At 62.5% G+C, this 17,338-nt stretch carries 14 protein-coding genes and 4 tRNA genes; 16 read left to right on the top strand and 2 right to left on the bottom strand.

Annotation, left to right across the window (positions count from 1 at the left end; translation table 11 throughout):
- Nucleotides 1–40 precede the first annotated feature (40 nt).
- The 10 genes from gltX (at nt 41) to BV82_RS19090 (ending at nt 5,963) form a co-directional block, all read left to right on the top strand.
- Nucleotides 41–1,522 (top strand): glutamate--tRNA ligase, encoded by a 1,482-nt coding sequence (gene gltX, locus BV82_RS19135; RefSeq protein ID WP_036996477.1) that lies wholly within the window; start codon nt 41–43, stop codon nt 1,520–1,522.
- 323 nt (nt 1,523–1,845) lie between these two features.
- Nucleotides 1,846–1,921: transfer RNA gene (locus BV82_RS19130), tRNA-Ala, on the top strand.
- 79 nt (nt 1,922–2,000) lie between these two features.
- Nucleotides 2,001–2,076, top strand: a tRNA-Glu gene (locus BV82_RS19125).
- 53 nt (nt 2,077–2,129) lie between these two features.
- A tRNA-Ala gene (locus BV82_RS19120) sits at nt 2,130–2,205 on the top strand.
- Nucleotides 2,206–2,249: 44 nt separating this feature from the next.
- Nucleotides 2,250–2,325, top strand: a tRNA-Glu gene (locus tag BV82_RS19115).
- Between the two features lie 180 nt (nt 2,326–2,505).
- A complete protein-coding gene (locus tag BV82_RS19110; RefSeq protein WP_036996476.1) occupies nt 2,506–3,045 on the top strand; it encodes a TetR/AcrR family transcriptional regulator in 540 nt (179 codons plus the stop codon).
- A 28-nt stretch (nt 3,046–3,073) separates the two neighbouring features.
- Nucleotides 3,074–3,907: an alpha/beta fold hydrolase gene (locus BV82_RS19105; RefSeq protein WP_036996475.1), complete on the top strand. Its 834-nt coding sequence runs from the start codon at nt 3,074–3,076 to the stop codon at nt 3,905–3,907.
- Nucleotides 3,908–3,951: 44 nt separating this feature from the next.
- On the top strand, nt 3,952–4,392 hold the full coding sequence (locus BV82_RS19100; RefSeq protein ID WP_036996474.1) for an acyl-CoA thioesterase: 441 nt from the start codon (nt 3,952–3,954) through the stop codon (nt 4,390–4,392).
- A gap of 49 nt (nt 4,393–4,441) precedes the next feature.
- Entirely contained in the window at nt 4,442–5,401 is a 960-nt protein-coding gene (locus BV82_RS19095; protein ID WP_036996473.1) for a tRNA dihydrouridine synthase, read from the top strand.
- A 115-nt stretch (nt 5,402–5,516) separates the two neighbouring features.
- A complete protein-coding gene (locus BV82_RS19090) occupies nt 5,517–5,963 on the top strand; it encodes an Hsp20 family protein (protein ID WP_036996472.1) in 447 nt (148 codons plus the stop codon).
- 481 nt (nt 5,964–6,444) lie between these two features.
- Here BV82_RS19090 and BV82_RS19085 read toward each other — a convergent pair whose 3' ends face one another.
- On the bottom strand, nt 6,445–9,741 hold the full coding sequence (locus BV82_RS19085; protein WP_036996471.1) for a sensor domain-containing protein: 3,297 nt from the start codon (nt 9,739–9,741) through the stop codon (nt 6,445–6,447).
- A 61-nt stretch (nt 9,742–9,802) separates the two neighbouring features.
- Nucleotides 9,803–10,687, bottom strand: coding sequence for a LysR family transcriptional regulator (locus tag BV82_RS19080; RefSeq protein ID WP_010223251.1), 885 nt, complete (start codon nt 10,685–10,687; stop codon nt 9,803–9,805).
- Nucleotides 10,688–10,817: 130 nt separating this feature from the next.
- On the opposite strand from BV82_RS19080, the gene leuC reads away from it, so the two are divergent.
- The 6 genes from leuC to BV82_RS19050 all read left to right on the top strand — a co-directional run bounded on the left by leuC (nt 10,818) and on the right by BV82_RS19050 (nt 17,333).
- Complete coding sequence (gene leuC, locus BV82_RS19075; RefSeq protein ID WP_010223252.1) at nt 10,818–12,251, top strand: 3-isopropylmalate dehydratase large subunit; 1,434 nt, start codon at nt 10,818–10,820, stop codon at nt 12,249–12,251.
- Nucleotides 12,248–12,892, top strand: coding sequence for a 3-isopropylmalate dehydratase small subunit (gene leuD, locus BV82_RS19070; RefSeq protein ID WP_036996470.1), 645 nt, complete (start codon nt 12,248–12,250; stop codon nt 12,890–12,892). Before leuC ends, leuD begins: the two co-directional genes overlap by 4 nt.
- A gap of 116 nt (nt 12,893–13,008) precedes the next feature.
- Complete coding sequence (locus BV82_RS19065) at nt 13,009–13,773, top strand: class I SAM-dependent methyltransferase (RefSeq protein WP_010223254.1); 765 nt, start codon at nt 13,009–13,011, stop codon at nt 13,771–13,773.
- Nucleotides 13,774–13,826: 53 nt separating this feature from the next.
- A complete protein-coding gene (gene leuB / locus BV82_RS19060) occupies nt 13,827–14,909 on the top strand; it encodes a 3-isopropylmalate dehydrogenase (protein ID WP_036996469.1) in 1,083 nt (360 codons plus the stop codon).
- A gap of 68 nt (nt 14,910–14,977) precedes the next feature.
- Nucleotides 14,978–16,090: an aspartate-semialdehyde dehydrogenase gene (asd, locus tag BV82_RS19055; protein ID WP_010223256.1), complete on the top strand. Its 1,113-nt coding sequence runs from the start codon at nt 14,978–14,980 to the stop codon at nt 16,088–16,090.
- A gap of 232 nt (nt 16,091–16,322) precedes the next feature.
- The gene (locus BV82_RS19050; protein WP_036996468.1) at nt 16,323–17,333 is read left to right on the top strand and encodes an aspartate-semialdehyde dehydrogenase; all 1,011 of its coding nucleotides are present in this window, start codon (nt 16,323–16,325) and stop codon (nt 17,331–17,333) included.
- Nucleotides 17,334–17,338: the final 5 nt, after the last annotated feature.

The raw sequence follows: 17,338 nt of genomic DNA, 5'->3' as shown, positions 1-17,338 counted from the left end.
AACATCCCGCCTTTGTTTCATCTCTAGTTCGAGACTGTCCATGACCACCGTTCGCACGCGTATCGCGCCATCGCCTACTGGCGATCCCCACGTCGGCACCGCTTACATTGCCCTGTTCAACTACTGCTTTGCCAAGCAGCACGGCGGCGAGTTCATCCTGCGTATCGAAGATACCGACCAGTTGCGTTCGACCCGCGAGTCGGAACAGCAGATCTTCGACGCCCTGCGCTGGCTCGGCATCGAGTGGAGCGAAGGTCCGGACGTCGGCGGCCCGCACGGCCCTTACCGGCAGAGCGAGCGCGGCGATATCTACAAGCAGTATGCCCAGCAGCTGGTTGACCTTGGTCACGCCTTCCCGTGCTTCTGCACCGCCGAAGAGCTCGACCAGATGCGCGCCGAGCAGATGGCCCGCGGCGAAACCCCGCGCTACGACGGCCGCGCCTTGCTGCTGTCGGCAGAAGAAGTGCAGCGCCGCCTGGCCGCTGGCGAGCCGCACGTGATCCGCATGAAAGTGCCGAGCGAAGGCGTCTGCGTGGTCCCGGACATGCTCCGTGGCGACGTCGAGATTCCGTGGGATCGCATGGACATGCAGGTACTGATGAAAACCGACGGCCTGCCTACCTACTTCCTGGCCAACGTCGTCGATGACCACCTGATGGGCATCACCCACGTGCTGCGCGGCGAAGAGTGGCTGCCGTCGGCGCCCAAGCTGATCAAGCTGTACGAGTACTTCGGCTGGGACCAACCGGCCCTGTGCTACATGCCGCTGCTGCGTAACCCGGACAAGAGCAAGCTGTCCAAGCGCAAGAACCCGACCTCGGTGACCTTCTACGAGCGCATGGGCTTCATGCCTGAAGCCATGCTCAACTACCTGGGCCGCATGGGCTGGTCGATGCCGGACGAGCGCGAGAAGTTCTCCCTGGCCGAGATGGTCGAGCACTTCGACTTGTCGCGCGTCTCCCTCGGCGGGCCGATTTTCGACATCGAGAAGCTGTCGTGGCTCAACGGCCAGTGGCTGCGTGACCTGCCGGTGGAAGAGTTCGCCGCGCGCCTGCAGAAGTGGGCGTTCAATCGCGACTACATGATGCAGATCGCACCGCACGTGCAGGGCAGGGTAGAGACCTTCAGCCAGGTTGTGCCATTGGGCGGCTTCTTCTTCGAAGGTGGCCTCAAGCTCGATGCCAAGCTGTTCGAGAGCAAGAAACTCTCGGCCGACCAGGTACGCCAGGTCATCCAGCTGATCCTGTGGAAGCTCGAAAGCCTGCGCCAGTGGGAAAAAGACCGTATCACCGGCTGCATCCAGGCGGTTGTCGACGCCCTGGAACTGAAGCTGCGTGACGCCATGCCGCTGATGTTTGCCGCGATCACCGGCCAGGCCAGTTCTGTCTCGGTGCTCGATGCCATGGAAATCCTTGGCCCGGACCTGACCCGCTACCGCCTGCGCCAGGCCCTGGACCTGCTTGGTGGTGTGTCGAAGAAAGAAAACAAAGAGTGGGAAAAGCTCTTGGGCACCATCGCCTGATTGCTTTTCAGGGCTGCTTTGCAGCCCATCGCTGGCAAGCCAGCTCCCACGGGGGAGCTTTGTGGGAGCTGGCTTGCCAGCGATGAGGCCAGGATGGCGGGTAGGGAATTAGCTGTAGTAGAGCGGTTGCACCCCAGTAAATACGGGGTGTTTCCCGGTTTCGGGCGGTAAGTGTTTGTTATCTCGGAAATTTTTTTTGAATTTTGTTGAAAATATATTTGACAGGTTCGCCATCCGATCTTAATATGCGCCCCGTCCACAGCGATGAACGAAACGAAACGCGAAGCACCCAGCCAAGCGATTCAAGTTCAAAGCGACATTGTGGGGCTATAGCTCAGCTGGGAGAGCGCCTGCATGGCATGCAGGAGGTCAGCGGTTCGATCCCGCTTAGCTCCACCAAATTCCGATTCGTAGTCAGCTAGACTGACTGCGAAATCAACCGGGTTCCAGCGACCAGGTTGGTAAGGTAAGAAGGTTCGTCCCCTTCGTCTAGTGGCCTAGGACACCGCCCTTTCACGGCGGTAACAGGGGTTCGAGTCCCCTAGGGGACGCCAGTTTCACACAAGCAACGTCGAAAGAAGTTGCTGGGCCGCGAGGCTAAAAATCTGGGGCTATAGCTCAGCTGGGAGAGCGCCTGCATGGCATGCAGGAGGTCAGCGGTTCGATCCCGCTTAGCTCCACCAATTTTGCCAGGATTCGTGAAAACGGGTCTGCACGAAGGTTACAAGTCCCCTTCGTCTAGTGGCCTAGGACACCGCCCTTTCACGGCGGTAACAGGGGTTCGAGTCCCCTAGGGGACGCCATTTTACCCACTTTGTGGGATTTCAAGGCTCATTCGATTATTGAATGAGCCTTTTGTTTTTGCCTCGAAAAAAACTTTCCCCCCAACCCTCTCTTGCCTGACGCGACAAGCGGCAGCACTTTCTGCTTGCGGAAAAATATTATGAGAATAATATTCTAGCCATAATATTTTGGAGGCGAGCATGAACGACAAAAAGGCGAAAACCCGCGAACGGATTCTCGATGCAGCCTGCAGTGCGCTGATTCAGCACGGCCCGGCCGAGCCCAGCGTCAATCAGGTAATGGGTGCTGCCGGCTTGACTGTCGGAGGCTTTTACGCCCATTTCGACAGCAAGGACGCGCTGATGCTCGAAGCCTTTCGCCAGTTGCTGGGCGAGCGTCGGGCGCTACTCGCCGAAGTCGACCCGAACATGAGTGGCGAGGAGCGCCGTGCCCTGGTCGCCGCCTTTTATCTTTCTCGCAAGCACCGCGACGCCACCGAGCGCGCCTGCCCGCTGCCCACCTCGCTGGGCGAAATGGCGCGCCTGCCGGAGGCCTTCCGGGCGGTGCTGTCCGAGCACATCGAATTGATGATGGCCAATCTTGCCGACAGCCCTGAGGAGGCCGACAAGGTCCTGGCCGACATGGCCCTGATGATCGGTGGCCTGGCCCTGGCCCGCGCTTTGGGCACTGGCGAGCTGTCTGACCGCATCCTGCGTGCCGCCAAGTCGGCGGTTGTCTGAACCACGCGCTATCCACCGGAGCAAAGCGATGAATACCTTGAGCTGGATTCGTAGCGTCAACGGCACCCTTGGGCACATTGCGCCGGAGCATGTCGCGCGCAAGATGCGCCGGGCCTTCATGACCCCGCGCAACCTGCCGCCACGGGAATGGGAGCTGCCACTGCTGGCCCGTGCCGAGCGCATCACCTTGCGCTTCGGGCTTTCTGCGCTGCGCTGGGGCCAGGGCCCGACAGTGCTGTTGATGCACGGTTGGGAAGGGCGCCCAACCCAGTTCGCACGCTTGATCGACACCCTGGTCGAGGCTGGCTATACCGCCGTGGCGCTGGAAGGCCCGGCGCATGGCCGTTCGCCGGGTAGCGAAGCCAATGTGGTGCTGTTTGCCCGGGCCTTGCTTGAGGCCGCCGCCGAACTGCCGGCGCTGCAGGCGGTGATCGGCCACTCCATGGGCGGTGCCAGCATGCTCCTGGCCCTGCAGTGGGGCCTGCGCGCCGAAGTGGCGGTGAGCATCGCCGCGCCAGCCCAGTTGCTTGGCGTGGTCCGTGGCTTTGCGCGGCACCTGGGCATGCCGGCACGGGCGCGGGCGGCGTTTATCCGCCAGATCGAGCGTGATGTCGGTGTGCAAATTGCCCGCCTTGATGTCAGTGGCTACCAATTGGAGCTGCCTGGCTTGATCGTGCATGCCGAGGATGACCCGCTGGTACCGGTCAAGGAGTCCGACGCCATTCACCGGGCCTGGTTCGACAGCCGCCTGCTGCGCCTGCCTGACGGCGGCCATCAGCGCGTGCTGGCTGACCCGCAACTGGTCGAGGGGGTGCTGGCGTTGCTGCAGCGCAGCAGTTCACCGGCGCGGCAATCGGCCTGAGCATCCGGTACACTCTGCCCGTTCACCACGGACCTGGAGCGGGCATGAGTTGGGATCTGGCAACACCGTTCATCATCGACCTGCGGGTCGCTGCCGACGACATCGACGGCCTCGGCCACGCCAACAACGCAGTCTACGTCACTTGGCTTGAGCGTTGCGCCTGGCGCCACTCCCAGCGCCTGGGGCTGGACCTGGCCGAGTACCGGCGCCTGGACCGGGCCATGGCCGTGGTCCGCCACGAAATCGACTACCTTGCCGCCGCCTATGAAGACGACGAGTTGCAACTGGCAACCTGGATCGTCGACTGGGACCAACGGCTGAAAATGACCCGGCGCTTCCAGCTGGTTCGTCCCAGCGACGGCACCACCTTGCTGCGCGCGCAGACCACCTTCGTCTGCATTGAGTTATCCACGGGGCGGCCCAAGCGCATGCCGGGCGAGTTTATTGACGGCTATGGCCCGGCGCTGATGGCCGGAGCGCTGTAGGTCGCGGATTTTGCTAGACTGCCGGCCTTTTCCAGCCGAGATGCAACCCATGCAAATTGCCCTGGCCCCGATGGAGGGGCTGGTCGACGACATTCTTCGCGACGTACTGACCCAGGTGGGCGGCATCGACTGGTGTGTCACCGAGTTCATTCGGGTCTGCGACCGCTTGTTGCCGGCGGCCACCTTCGAAAAGCTCGCGCCGGAGCTGAGCCAGGGTGCGCAGACCGCTGCCGGGGTGCCGTTGCGCGTGCAATTGCTGGGCTCCGACCCGGTGTGCCTGGCCGAAAACGCGGTGCTGGCCTGTGAACTGGGCGCGCCGGTGATCGACCTCAACTTCGGCTGTCCGGCCAAGACCGTGAACAAGTCGCGTGGTGGTGCGGTGTTGCTCAAGGAACCAGAGCTGCTGCATGCCATCTTGCGAGAAGTGCGTCGCGCGGTCCCAGCGCATATTCCGGTCACGGCCAAGATGCGCCTGGGCTTTGACAGCCCCGACGGCGCCCTGGACTGCGCCCGGGCCCTGGCCGAAGGTGGCGCCGAGCAATTGGTGGTGCACGCGCGAACCAAGGTCGACGGCTACAAGCCGCCTGCCCATTGGGAGTGGGTGGCGCGGGTGCAGGACGTGGTCAAGGTGCCGGTGTATGCCAACGGCGAGGTCTGGACCCTGGAAGACTGGCGGCGTTGCCGAGAAGTCAGCGGTGTTGAAGACATCATGCTGGGCCGTGGCCTGGTTTCGCGCCCGGACCTTGCCCGGCAGATCGCCGCCGAACGTGATGGTGTCGAGTTCGTGCCCATGGGCTGGCACAGCTTGCTGCCGCTGATCCGGGACTTCTGGGGCCAGGCCCGGGCGCAGATGACGCCGCGCCAGGCACCGGGGCGCTTGAAGCAGTGGGTGGCGATGTTGACCCGCACCTACCCCGAGGCGGTGGCGCTGTTCACTGAATTGCGCCGGGAAACCGACTGTGACCGGGTCGGGCAGTTGATCGGTGTGCCGGTCTGCGAGGCGGCCTGAAAAAAATTTTGCAGGGTTGCTTGAAAAGCAGGCGAGGGTCCTTATCTAGGGAGTACGCGATGCCGAAGTCGGGTCGCGCTACTACACAACCTCGCTGATTTTCAGGAGATGCATCATGACTACTGCTTTTTCTCTGGCTCCACTGTTCCGTCATTCCGTGGGTTTCGACCGTTTCAACGACCTGTTCGAATCTGCGGCGCGTAATGAGGCGGGTAGCAGCTACCCTCCCTACAACGTTGAAAAACATGGCGATGACCACTATCGAATCGTCGTTGCTGCGGCAGGTTTCCAGGAGCAGGATCTGGATCTGCAAGTGGAAAAAGGCGTCTTGACCGTGACTGGCGGCAAGCGTGACAGCAACGCTGATAGCGTTACCTATCTGCATCAGGGCATTGCCCAACGGGCGTTCAAGTTGTCGTTCCGGTTGGCTGACCATATCGAGGTCAAGGCGGCTGGTCTGGCTAACGGGCTGCTGAGCATTGATCTGCTGAGGATCGTGCCGGAAGAGGCCAAGGCCAAGCGGATCCCGATCAATGGGGATGGCAAGCCTGCTCTGAATTGATTGGTTGATGTTGATGTTGATGTTGATGAGGGCACCTTCGGGTGCCCTTTTTTATGGTCTTTGGTTTTTGGTGATTATCCGTTGGCGAGGGTGGTGCTGAGTCACCTTTCCGCCCTTACGGCGGGTTACTTTGGCAGTCGCCCCAAAGTAACCAAAGGGCTTGCCCCACCAGGGGCCCTACGCTGCGCTTCGGGTTCCCTCGCTACGGTGTCGCTACGGGGCATTGCGAACTACGAGTTGCAAGCAACTCTACGTTTCGCAACTTCGGCTAACGCCGAAGGTGCTGCGCACTAGCCCCTTCGCAACACCTGCACTCGGCCCTTCTGGTTAACGGGGCCGGTAGATCAAGATCACAAGCAGATCAAGATCAAGAGCACAATTCGCTTCGCTCTTGCTTTGTGGAAGCGGGCTTGATCCGCGATGCGATTTGGCAGGCAGGGCGCTATCGCGGGGCAAGCCCGCTCCTACATTTTCGGTCGCTTTAGTAGCCTGCCGGCGCTTCAAGCAACATCGCCCGAAACTCCCCCAGCGGCAACGGCCGGCTATGCAGGTACCCCTGGTACAAATGACACCCCAGCCGCTCGAGAAACTCCAGCTGCTCCGACAGCTCCACCCCTTCGGCGATCACCGCCAGGTCCAGGCTGCGGGCCATGGCGACGATGGCGCGGACGATCTCGGCGTCGTTGGGGTCCAGCGGTGCGTCGCGGACGAACGATTGGTCGATCTTCAGGGCGTCCACCGGCAGGCGTTTGAGGTAGGTCAGCGAAGAGTAGCCAGTACCAAAGTCATCCATGGCAAAGCTCACGCCCAAGGCCTTGAGCTCGCGCATTTTGCTGATGGTGTCTTCCAGGTTCTGAATGACGATGCCTTCGGTAATCTCCAGCGTGAGGATTCTGTGCGGCAGGCGGAAGTCGTCGAGGCTGCGCATCACCCGCTCGACGAAGTCGTTCTGGCGGAACTGTCGCGGGCTGATGTTCACGCACAGGCTGAAGTCGTCCGGAGCGATCAGGCCGTCGCGTAGCATGCCGGCACAGGCATCGCAGGCTTCGTCGAGGATCCAGTTGCCAACTTCCAGTATCAGCCCGCTTTCTTCCAGCACCTGGATGAACTGCGCCGGCGGCTGCTGGCCCAGTTGCGGGTGGTGCCAGCGCAACAGCACTTCGGCACCGACGATGCGGTTGTCGCGGGCATCGACCTGGGGCTGGAAGTGCAGGGCCAGTTCGCCGCGGGCCAAGGCCAGGCGCAGGTCGTTTTCCATGCGCAGGCGCTCGCTGGCGGCCTTTTGCATGGTGGTGTGGAACATTTGCGTGGTGTTGCGCCCGGAATCCTTGGCCCGGTACAGGGCGATGTCGGCGCGTTTGAGCAGGTCGGCCGGGGTCGAGCCGTGGTCGGGGATCAGCGCCACGCCGATACTCGGCGTCACCTGCAGGCGCTGGCCGTCCAGCGACATCGGCTCGGCCAGCAGTTCGCGCAGGGTGTCGGCCAGTTCGCGGACTTTCTCCGTGACTTCCTCGCGGCTGCCTTCCAGGCCGCTGAGCAGGACCACGAATTCGTCACCGCCCAGGCGCGCGACGGTGTCCTCCAGGCGCACGCTGGCTTCTAGGCGCGCGGTGATGATCTTGAGCACCGTATCGCCGACCGGATGGCCGAGGGAATCGTTGATGTGCTTGAAGTGATCGAGGTCGAGAAACAGCAGGGCGCCACGCAGGTTGTGGCGCTTGAGCAGGGCGATCTGCTGGCTCAGGCGGTCCATCAGCAGGGCGCGGTTGGGCAGGTTGGTCAGCGGGTCGTGGTAGGCCAGGTGACGGATTTGCGCCTGGGCGTTCTTCAACTGGCTGACGTCGCGGGCGGTGAGCAGCAGGCACTCGGTTTCGTTGAGGTTGATCGGCTCGATCGACACCTCGACGGTAAGAATGTCGCCGCGCTTGTTGCGCCCGAGCATTTCCCGGTGATGCACACGGCCTTTTTCCTGAAATTCGCTGAGCAGCGCCGCGCGCTGCTTGTCGTCGGCCCAGATGCCGATGTCGTGCACGGTCTGGCCGATCACTTCGGCGGCGCTGTAGCCGGTCAGGCGGCAGAAGCCATCGTTGACCTCCAGGTAGCGGCCGCTGTCGCGCTCGGTGATGGTGATGGCATCGGGGCTGGAGTGAAACGCCTTGGCGAATTTCTCTTCGCTGGCCTTGAGCGCCGCCTCGGCGCGCTGCTGCTGAGTGATATCGCGCAGGGTGGTGACGCTGCAGGGCTGGTTGTCGACCTTGATCAGGCGGCTGGAGATCACGCAGGTCAGCGGCTGGCCGTCCTTGTGGTTGACCACCACGGCGACGTTGTTCAGGGCCTGGTCACGGATCACCCGTTCGATGCGTCGGGCGCGTTCGGCGGACTCGGCCCATAGGCCGATCTGTTCGGCGGTGTTGCCCAGTACCTGCTCGGCGTTCCAGCCAAACACCTGGGTAAAGGCCGGGTTGATCTCGATGAACTGGCCGCTGTCCTGGCGAGTGACGCAGATCGGGTCGGGGCTGGCCTGGAACAGGCTGGCGAACTTTTCTTCGGAGCTGGTCAGGCGCTGTTCGCGTTCGACCTGGTCGCTGATGTCCAGCAAGGTGCCGGCCATGCGCAGCGGGTTGCCTTGTTCGTCGCGGTACAGCCGTGCACGGCTTTCGATGTAGCGCGAGGTGCCATCTTCCAGCTGGATGCGGTAGGTGATCTGGTAGTTGCCGGCCGGGCCTTCACGCAGGCTGCGATAGGCCTGGCGCATGGTGCTGCGCTCCAGTTCCGGCACGCCTTCGAAAAACGCCTCGAAGGATTCGTGAAAGGGGGCCGGTTCAAGGCCGTGTAACTGGGCCGCGCGCGCCGAGCCGTAAAGCATGCCGCTGGGGATGTGCCAGTCCCAGGTGCCCAGTTGCGCCGAGTCCAGGGCCAGGTCCAGGCGTTCCTGGCTGTCCTTGAGTGCTTGTTCGGCGCGCTTGCGTTCACTGGTGTCGACAAAGGTACTGAGCAGGTAGGCGGTGCCTTCCAGCTCGATATTCTGGGTGCAGAGAATGCCGTCGTGAATTTCGCCGTTGCTGCCGCGAAACTGCACTTCGAGGGTCACCGGGCCGCTGGTGCCGCTGGTCGCCGCCAGTACCTGGTGGCGCTGCTGTGGATGGACCCACAGGCCCAGCTCCAGGGTGCTCTTGTGGATGATCTGGTGGCCCGGCCAGCCGAGGATGTTCTCAAAATGCTGGTTGACCTCGTAGATCATGCCGTCGGCACGGCGGGTCAGCAGGATGACATTGGGGCTCAGGTGGAAGAGGGTGGCGAAGCGCTTTTCCGAGTTGATCAGTGCCGCTTCCCGTTCGCGTTGACGGGTGATCTCGCGGATTACCCCGACCATTTGCCGCCGTCCGCTGCGGTCCTTGGTGATGCTGCCATTGATTTCCAGCCAGTGCAGGCTGCCATCGGGCCAACGGATGCGATGGCGCAGGGCCTGCTCCACCGGCTCGCCGTTGACCACTGCATGAAATGCCTGCAGGGCACGGGGGCGGTCTTCCATGGGCACTAGTTCGAGGTAGTCCAGGTCGTTGGGCAGTGGGTGGTGCGGATCGAAGCCGAACAGTGCCTGGGTGCCGCGCGACCAGCTGATCTGCCCGGTCTCGACATCCCAGAACCAGGCACCCAGGCGCGCACCGTTGAGTGCCGCCAGCAGTTGCGGGGCGTTTTCCCAGGTTTGCTCCGATTCCTGAGGGTCCGCCGCATGAATTCGGGGCATGCGCGGAAAACGGTTTGCTGATTTGGGCATCGATACCAGACCTTTGGCAGATAACGCGTCCTTGAGCGGGCAGGCTTGCCCGGATGCTACCTCAGTGGTTCAAGGGGCTTGCTTGGCTGTCGAGCAGTGCCATAAAGGCCCTGGCGGCATTCGATAACGTTCGCTCGGTGTGCAGAATGTAGCCTAGCTGGCGCGACAGCTGTATGCCCGGCAAGGCGATGGGCGCAACCTGCTCATCGAGCATAGTACGTGGCAACACACTCCATGCCAGGCCGATGGAAACCATCATCTTGATAGTTTCCAGGTAGTTGGTGCTCATGGCGATGTTCGGGGCCAGGCCCTGGGCTTCGAACAGGCGCTGGACAATATGGTGTGTGAAGGTGTTGCCGCCGGGAAAAACCGCCGGATGGTGGGCAATGTCGGCCAGGCTCACCGCGCCCTTGCGCGCCAGTGGATGCTCGGGGGCGGCGACGAAGTCCAGCGGGTCGTCCCATACCGGCACGGCGCGTACCAGGTGGTGGGGCTCCGGGGCCAGGGTGATTACGGCAATTTCCGCTCGGCCATGGAGGATTTCTTCGTAGGCTACTTCTGAATCGAGAAACTGGATGTCCAGCGCCACCGCCGGGTACTGGCGGGTAAAGGCTCTTAATAGCGGTGGCAGGCGGTGCAGGCCGATGTGATGGCTGGTGGCCAGGGTCAGGCGCCCGCTGACTTCACCGGTGAGGTTGCTCAGGGCCCGGCGGGTGTCGTCCAGCACATTGAGTATCTGGTAGGCGCGCGGCAGCAAGGCGCGGCCGGCCTCGGTCAGGTTGACCTCGCGGCCCAGGCGGTCGAACAGGCGCACATCCAGCTGCTGCTCAAGGCCGGCGATGCGTTTGCTGATCGCCGGCTGGGTCAGGTGCAGGCGTTCGCCGGCCCCGGAAAAGCTGCCGGTCTCGGCGATCGCGATAAAGGCATTGAGGTTGGCCAGGTCCACTACTCGAATTCCTTTTGGTTATCCAAAGTATAAAAAATATGAATTTGAGTTATTCAATCTACCGGCATAGCATCGTCCGTACAAGCCAAGGGGTTATTGGCATAGAAAGACGCTGATGAGGAACAGTCTGATGGCCGGCAAAACGCTTTACGACAAGCTCTGGGATTCGCATTTGGTCAAGCAGCGCGACGATGGTTCGGCGCTGATCTACATCGACCGTCACATCATTCACGAAGTGACGTCGCCGCAAGCCTTCGAAGGCCTGCGCCTGGCCAATCGCAAACCCTGGCGCATCGATGCCAACATCGCCACGCCTGATCACAACGTGCCCACCACTCCTGAGCGCAAGGGCGGTATCGACGCCATTGTCGACCAGGTTTCGCGTTTGCAGGTTCAGACCCTCGATGAAAACTGCGACGAGTATGGCATCGTCGAATTCAAGATGAATGACGTGCGTCAGGGCATCGTCCACGTCATCGGCCCGGAGCAGGGCGCGACCTTGCCGGGCATGACCGTGGTCTGCGGCGACTCGCACACCTCGACCCACGGTGCCTTCGGCGCCCTGGCCCACGGTATCGGCACCTCCGAGGTCGAGCACGTGCTCGCGACCCAGTGCCTGGTGGCCAAGAAAATGAAGAACATGCTGGTGCGCGTCGAAGGCAAATTGCCGTTCGGCGTCACTGCCAAGGACATCGTCCTCGCCGTGATCGGCAAGATCGGTACCGCAGGCGGCAACGGCCATGCCATGGAATTTGCCGGCAGCGCCATTCGCGAGTTGTCGGTCGAAGGTCGCATGACCATCTGCAACATGTCCATCGAAGCCGGTGCCCGGGTTGGCCTGGTGGCTACCGATGAAAAAACCGTCGAGTACGTCAAGGGCCGCCCGTATGCGCCCAAAGGCGAGCAGTGGGCGCAAGCGGTCGAAGCCTGGAAAGACCTGGTGTCCGACGCCGATGCGGTGTTCGACACAGTGATCGAGCTGGACGCTGCGCAGATCAAGCCGCAGGTCAGCTGGGGCACCTCGCCGGAGATGGTCCTGGCCGTCGACCAGCACGTGCCGGACCCGGCTGCCGAAGCCGACCTGGTCAAGCGTGGCTCGATCGAACGGGCCTTGAAGTACATGGGCTTGAGCGCCAACCAGGCGATCACCGACATCCAGCTTGACCGGGTGTTCATCGGCTCCTGCACCAACTCGCGCATCGAAGACCTGCGCGCCGCCGCCGAAATCGCCAAGGGCCGCAAGGTGGCCGCGACCATCAAGCAGGCGATCGTGGTGCCTGGCTCGGGCCTGGTCAAAGCCCAGGCGGAAAAAGAAGGCCTGGACAAGATTTTCCTCGAAGCGGGCTTTGAGTGGCGTGAACCGGGTTGCTCGATGTGCCTGGCGATGAACCCCGACCGCCTGGAGAGTGGCGAGCATTGCGCCTCCACCTCCAATCGCAACTTTGAAGGGCGCCAGGGTGCCGGTGGTCGTACCCACCTGGTGAGCCCGGCAATGGCCGCCGCTGCCGCCGTTACCGGCCGTTTTATCGATGTACGTGAGTTGATCCAAGGGAGCGCAGCATGAAAGCCTTTACCCAGCACACTGGCCTTGTCGCGCCATTGGACCGTGCCAACGTCGACACCGACCAGATCATTCCCAAGCAATTCTTGAAGTCGATCAAGCGCACCGGCTTTGGCCCCAACCTGTTCGATGAATGGCGCTACCTGGATGTCGGCCAGCCGTACCAGGACAACAGCAAGCGCCCGCAGAACCCGGATTTCGTACTCAACCACGCGCGTTACCAGGGGGCCAGCGTATTGCTCGCCCGCGAGAACTTCGGTTGCGGTTCGAGCCGCGAGCATGCGCCCTGGGCCCTGGAAGAATACGGCTTTCGCAGCATCATCGCGCCGAGCTACGCCGACATCTTCTTCAACAACAGCTTCAAGAACGGCTTGCTGCCGATCATCCTCAGCGAGCAAGAGGTCGATGAGCTGTTCAAGCAGGTCGAAGCCGAGCCTGGCTACCAGTTGAACGTGGACTTGCAGGCGCAGACCGTGACCCGCCCGGACGGCAAGGTGCTGAGCTTCGAGATCGACGCGTTTCGCAAGCACTGCCTGCTCAACGGCCTGGATGACATCGGCCTGACCTTGCAGGACGGCGATGCGATCGCCGCCTTTGAAGCCAAGCATCGGGCTAGCCAGCCCTGGTTGTTTCGTGACGTCTGACTAATACGGTGAACCGGCTGACGCCATCGCCGGCAAGACCGGCTCCCACAGGTGCTGTGAGCACCACAGCCTGTGTGGGAGCTGGCGTTGCCAGCGATGAGGCCAAGGAGATCGCAATGACCAGCACCACCCATAAGGACGTCGTCCAGCGCCAGTTCGGCGAACAGGCCAGTGCCTACCTGAGCAGCGCCGTGCATGCCCAGGGCAGTGAGTTTGCCTTGTTGCAGGCCGAACTTGCCGGCCAAGGCCGCGCACGCCTGCTGGACCTTGGCTGTGGCGCCGGCCATGTGAGTTTCCACGTTGCCCCGCTGGTGCGTGAAGTGGTGGCCTATGACCTGTCGCAGCAGATGCTCGACGTGGTTGCCGCCGCAGCTGCCGAACGCGGCTTCGAGAACATCGTTACCGAGCGTGGCGCCGCCGAGCGTCTGCCGTTCGCCGATGCTTCCTTCGATTTCGTCTTCAGCCGCTACTCGGCGCACCACTGGAGCGACCTCGGCCTGGCCTTGCGTGAAGTGCGCCGGGTGCTCAAGCCGGGTGGCGTGGCGGCCTTCATCGACGTGATGTCGCCGGGCAGCCCGCTGCTCGACACCTACCTGCAGAGCGTCGAAGTGCTGCGCGATACCAGCCATGTGCGCGATTATTCGGCCAGCGAATGGCTGCAACAGGTCAGCGAAGCCGGCCTCTTCACCCGCAGCCACAGCCGCCAGCGCCTGCGCCTGGAGTACAGCTCCTGGGTCGAGCGCATGCGCACCCCTGAAGTGATGCGTGGCGCCATTCGCCAATTGCAGCAGGCGATGGGCGAAGAAGTACGGCAGTATTACCAGATTGAAGCCGACGGCTCGTTCAGCACCGATGTCGTGGTGCTCTGGGCCGAACGCTAGGTTTTTTCCGGCAGGCCAACAGGGCGTGCCGCTTGAATTGAATAGAGGAAAGCATGAGCAAGCAGATTCTGATTCTTCCAGGTGATGGCATTGGTCCGGAAATCATGGCCGAGGCGGTCAAGGTTCTGGAGCTGGCCAACGACAAGTTCCAGCTCGGCTTCAGCCTGGAGCACGACGTGATCGGTGGCGCCGCCATCGACAAGCACGGCGTACCCCTGGCCGACGAGACCCTGGCTCGTGCACGCAAGGCCGATGCAGTGCTGCTCGGCGCCGTTGGCGGGCCGAAGTGGGACAAGATCGAGCGCGACATTCGCCCCGAGCGCGGCCTGCTGAAGATCCGTTCGCAACTGGGCCTGTTCGCCAACCTGCGCCCGGCGATCCTCTACCCGCAACTGGCCGACGCCTCGTCGCTCAAGCCGGAAATCGTCGCGGGCCTGGACATCCTCATCGTTCGTGAGCTGACCGGCGGCATCTACTTCGGCGCGCCACGCGGCACCCGCGAGCTGCAAGGCGGCGAGCGCCAGGCCTACGACACCCTGCCGTACAGCGAAAGCGAAATCCGCCGTATCGCCCGGGTCGGTTTCGACATGGCCCGCGTGCGCGGCAAGAAGCTCTGCTCGGTGGACAAGGCCAACGTCCTGGCTTCCAGCCAGCTGTGGCGCGAGATCGTCGAGGAAGTGGCCAAGGACTACCCGGATGTCGAGCTCAGCCACATGTACGTCGACAACGCCGCCATGCAACTGGTGCGTGCACCCAAGCAGTTCGATGTGATGGTCACCGACAACATGTTCGGCGACATCCTGTCGGATGAAGCTTCCATGCTCACCGGCTCCATTGGCATGCTGCCATCAGCGTCGCTGGATGCCGACAACAAAGGCATGTACGAGCCTTGCCACGGCTCGGCACCGGACATCGCCGGCCAGGGCATTGCCAACCCGTTGGCGACCATTCTTTCGGTGTCGATGATGCTGCGCTACAGCTTCAACCAGCAGGCGGCAGCCGAAGCCATTGAAAAGGCCGTCAGCCTGGTGTTGGATCAGGGGCTGCGCACCGGCGACATCTGGTCGGCCGGTTGCAGCAAGGTAGGTACGCAGGAAATGGGCGACGCAGTAGTCGCAGCGCTGCGGAATCTGTAATCTCTCGGGCCCGCTGCTGTTTTTCCTTGTGAAGCAGCGGCCCACTTTTTAGCAAAGGTGTAGTTGCGATGAAACGTGTAGGTCTGATCGGTTGGCGCGGTATGGTCGGTTCCGTGCTCATGCAGCGGATGCTGGAAGAGCAGGATTTTGATCTGATCGAGCCGGTGTTCTTCACCACCTCCAACGTCGGTGGCCAGGGTCCGGCAGTGGGCAAGGATATTGCTCCGCTCAAGGACGCTTACAGCATTGAAGAGCTCAAGACCCTCGATGTGATCCTGACCTGTCAGGGCGGCGACTACACCAACGAAGTCTTCCCCAAGCTGCGCGAAGCCGGCTGGCAGGGCTACTGGATCGACGCCGCCTCCAGCCTGCGCATGCAGGATGACGCGGTCATCGTCCTCGACCCGGTCAACCGCAAGGTCATCGACCAGCAGCTCGACGCGGGCACCAAGAACTACATCGGCGGCAACTGCACCGTCAGCCTGATGCTGATGGGCCTGGGCGGCCTGTTCGAAGCGGGCCTGGTCGAGTGGATGAGCGCCATGACCTATCAGGCAGCCTCCGGCGCCGGCGCGCAGAACATGCGTGAGCTGATCCGCCAGATGGGTGCCACCCACGCCGCCGTGGCCGATGACCTGGCCAACCCGGCCAGCGCCATCCTCGACATCGACCGCAAGGTCGCCGAGGCCATGCGCAGTGAAGCCTACCCGACCGAGAACTTCGGTGTGCCGCTGGCTGGCAGCCTGATCCCGTGGATCGACAAGGAACTGCCTAACGGCCAGAGCCGTGAAGAGTGGAAGGCCCAGGCCGAGACCAACAAGATCCTCGGCCGCTTCAAGAGCCCGATCCCGGTCGACGGTATTTGCGTGCGCATCGGCGCCATGCGTTGCCACAGCCAGGCGCTGACCATCAAGCTGAACAAGGACGTGCCGATCGCCGACATCGAAGGCATGATCAGCCAGCACAACCCTTGGGTGAAACTGGTGCCGAACCAGCGTGAAATCAGCATGCAGGAGCTCAGCCCGACCAACGTCACCGGGACGCTGAACATCCCGGTGGGTCGCCTGCGCAAGCTGAACATGGGCTCCCAGTACCTGGGCGCCTTCACCGTCGGTGACCAGCTGCTGTGGGGTGCGGCCGAGCCGCTGCGGCGCATGCTGCGGATCCTGCTGGAGCGTTGATCGCCAGTCAGTGTTGAACCCAAGCCCGTGCTGGAAACAGCGCGGGCTTTTTTGTTGGCCCTCAAAGCATCGCTGGCAAGCCAGCTCCCACAGGTTCGGTTTGTACAGACCCTTGTGGGAGCTGGCTTGCCAGCGATGGGCTGCATAAGCAGCGCCAGTAGCAGCAGGCACAAGACTGCAAGACGAAATCCAAGTAAAGTGCCGCTCCCGCCGTTTCAGCAGAGGATTTTCCATGAGCCAGCCTATTGATATCGCCGTCATCGGTGCCACCGGTACAGTCGGTGAGACCCTTGTACAAATTCTGGATGAATGCGATTTCCCGGTCGGCACCCTGCACCTGCTGGCCAGCAACGAATCGGCGGGCAGCGGCGTGATGTTTCGCAGCAAGAGCCTGCGCGTGCGCGAGGTCGACAGCTTCGACTTCAGCAAGGTCAAGCTGGCTTTCTTTGCCGCCGGCCCGGCGGTGACCCGCAGCTTCGCGCCACGGGCGCAGGCGGCCGGTTGTGCGGTGATCGACCTGTCCGGCGGCCTGCCGGCCGAACAGGCGCCGGCGGTGGTGCCAGAAGCCAACCCGGCGGTGCTCGACAACCTCAAGGCGCCGCTGCAACTGAGTAGCCCAAGCGCCGCCGCGATCGCCCTGGCGGTCACCTTGGCGCCACTCAAGGGCTTGCTGGAGCTTGAGCGCATCAACGTTACCGCGTGCCTGGCAGTCTCGGCCCAAGGGCGCGAGGCGGTCAACGAGCTGGCCCGGCAGACCGCCGAGCTGCTCAATGCCCGGCCGCTGGAGCCACGCTTCTTCGACCGGCAGATGGCCTTCAACCTGCTGGCCCAGGTCGGCGCCAGCGATGCCGAAGGCCATGGCGTCCTGGAGCGCCGCCTGGTCAGCGAGTTGCGCGAGGTGCTCGGCTTGCCTTCACTGAAGATTTCCGTGAGCTGCGTTCAAGTCCCGGTGTTTTTCGGCGATAGCTACAGTGTGTCCGTGCAAAGCCGTACGCCGGTCGACCTGGCGGCGGTCAACGCCGCGCTGGAAGCCGCTGACAGCATCGAGCTGGTGGAGGAGGGCGATTATCCGACGCCAGTGGGTGACGCAGTGGGCCAGGACGTGGTCTATGTTGGACGGGTACGCGGTGGAATCGACGAGGCTGAGCAGCTCAACCTCTGGCTGACCACCGACAATGTGCGCAAAGGCGCGGCCCTGAACGCGGTCCAGCTGGCGCAATTGTTGATAAAAGGCCTTGTGTAAAAGAT

Source organism: Pseudomonas donghuensis, from assembly GCF_000696345.2.
In the GTDB taxonomy this organism is placed as follows: domain Bacteria; phylum Pseudomonadota; class Gammaproteobacteria; order Pseudomonadales; family Pseudomonadaceae; genus Aquipseudomonas; species Aquipseudomonas donghuensis.
This window is presented reverse-complemented; position numbering and strand designations above follow the sequence as displayed.

What these genes read in the sequence shown, in the direction of transcription:
- BV82_RS19100 (WP_036996474.1), top strand. Translation starts at nt 3,952, where the DNA reads ATGAGTTGGGATCTGGCAACACCGTTCATCATCGACCTGCGGGTCGCT.
- BV82_RS19050 (WP_036996468.1), top strand. Translation starts at nt 16,323, where the DNA reads ATGAGCCAGCCTATTGATATCGCCGTCATCGGTGCCACCGGTACAGTC.
- leuB (WP_036996469.1), top strand. Translation starts at nt 13,827, where the DNA reads ATGAGCAAGCAGATTCTGATTCTTCCAGGTGATGGCATTGGTCCGGAA.
- leuD (WP_036996470.1), top strand. Translation starts at nt 12,248, where the DNA reads ATGAAAGCCTTTACCCAGCACACTGGCCTTGTCGCGCCATTGGACCGT.
- BV82_RS19085 (WP_036996471.1), bottom strand. Translation starts at nt 9,741, where the DNA reads ATGCCCAAATCAGCAAACCGTTTTCCGCGCATGCCCCGAATTCATGCG.
- gltX (WP_036996477.1), top strand. Translation starts at nt 41, where the DNA reads ATGACCACCGTTCGCACGCGTATCGCGCCATCGCCTACTGGCGATCCC.
- BV82_RS19105 (WP_036996475.1), top strand. Translation starts at nt 3,074, where the DNA reads ATGAATACCTTGAGCTGGATTCGTAGCGTCAACGGCACCCTTGGGCAC.
- BV82_RS19110 (WP_036996476.1), top strand. Translation starts at nt 2,506, where the DNA reads ATGAACGACAAAAAGGCGAAAACCCGCGAACGGATTCTCGATGCAGCC.
- BV82_RS19095 (WP_036996473.1), top strand. Translation starts at nt 4,442, where the DNA reads ATGCAAATTGCCCTGGCCCCGATGGAGGGGCTGGTCGACGACATTCTT.
- BV82_RS19090 (WP_036996472.1), top strand. Translation starts at nt 5,517, where the DNA reads ATGACTACTGCTTTTTCTCTGGCTCCACTGTTCCGTCATTCCGTGGGT.
- leuC (WP_010223252.1), top strand. Translation starts at nt 10,818, where the DNA reads ATGGCCGGCAAAACGCTTTACGACAAGCTCTGGGATTCGCATTTGGTC.
- BV82_RS19065 (WP_010223254.1), top strand. Translation starts at nt 13,009, where the DNA reads ATGACCAGCACCACCCATAAGGACGTCGTCCAGCGCCAGTTCGGCGAA.
- asd (WP_010223256.1), top strand. Translation starts at nt 14,978, where the DNA reads ATGAAACGTGTAGGTCTGATCGGTTGGCGCGGTATGGTCGGTTCCGTG.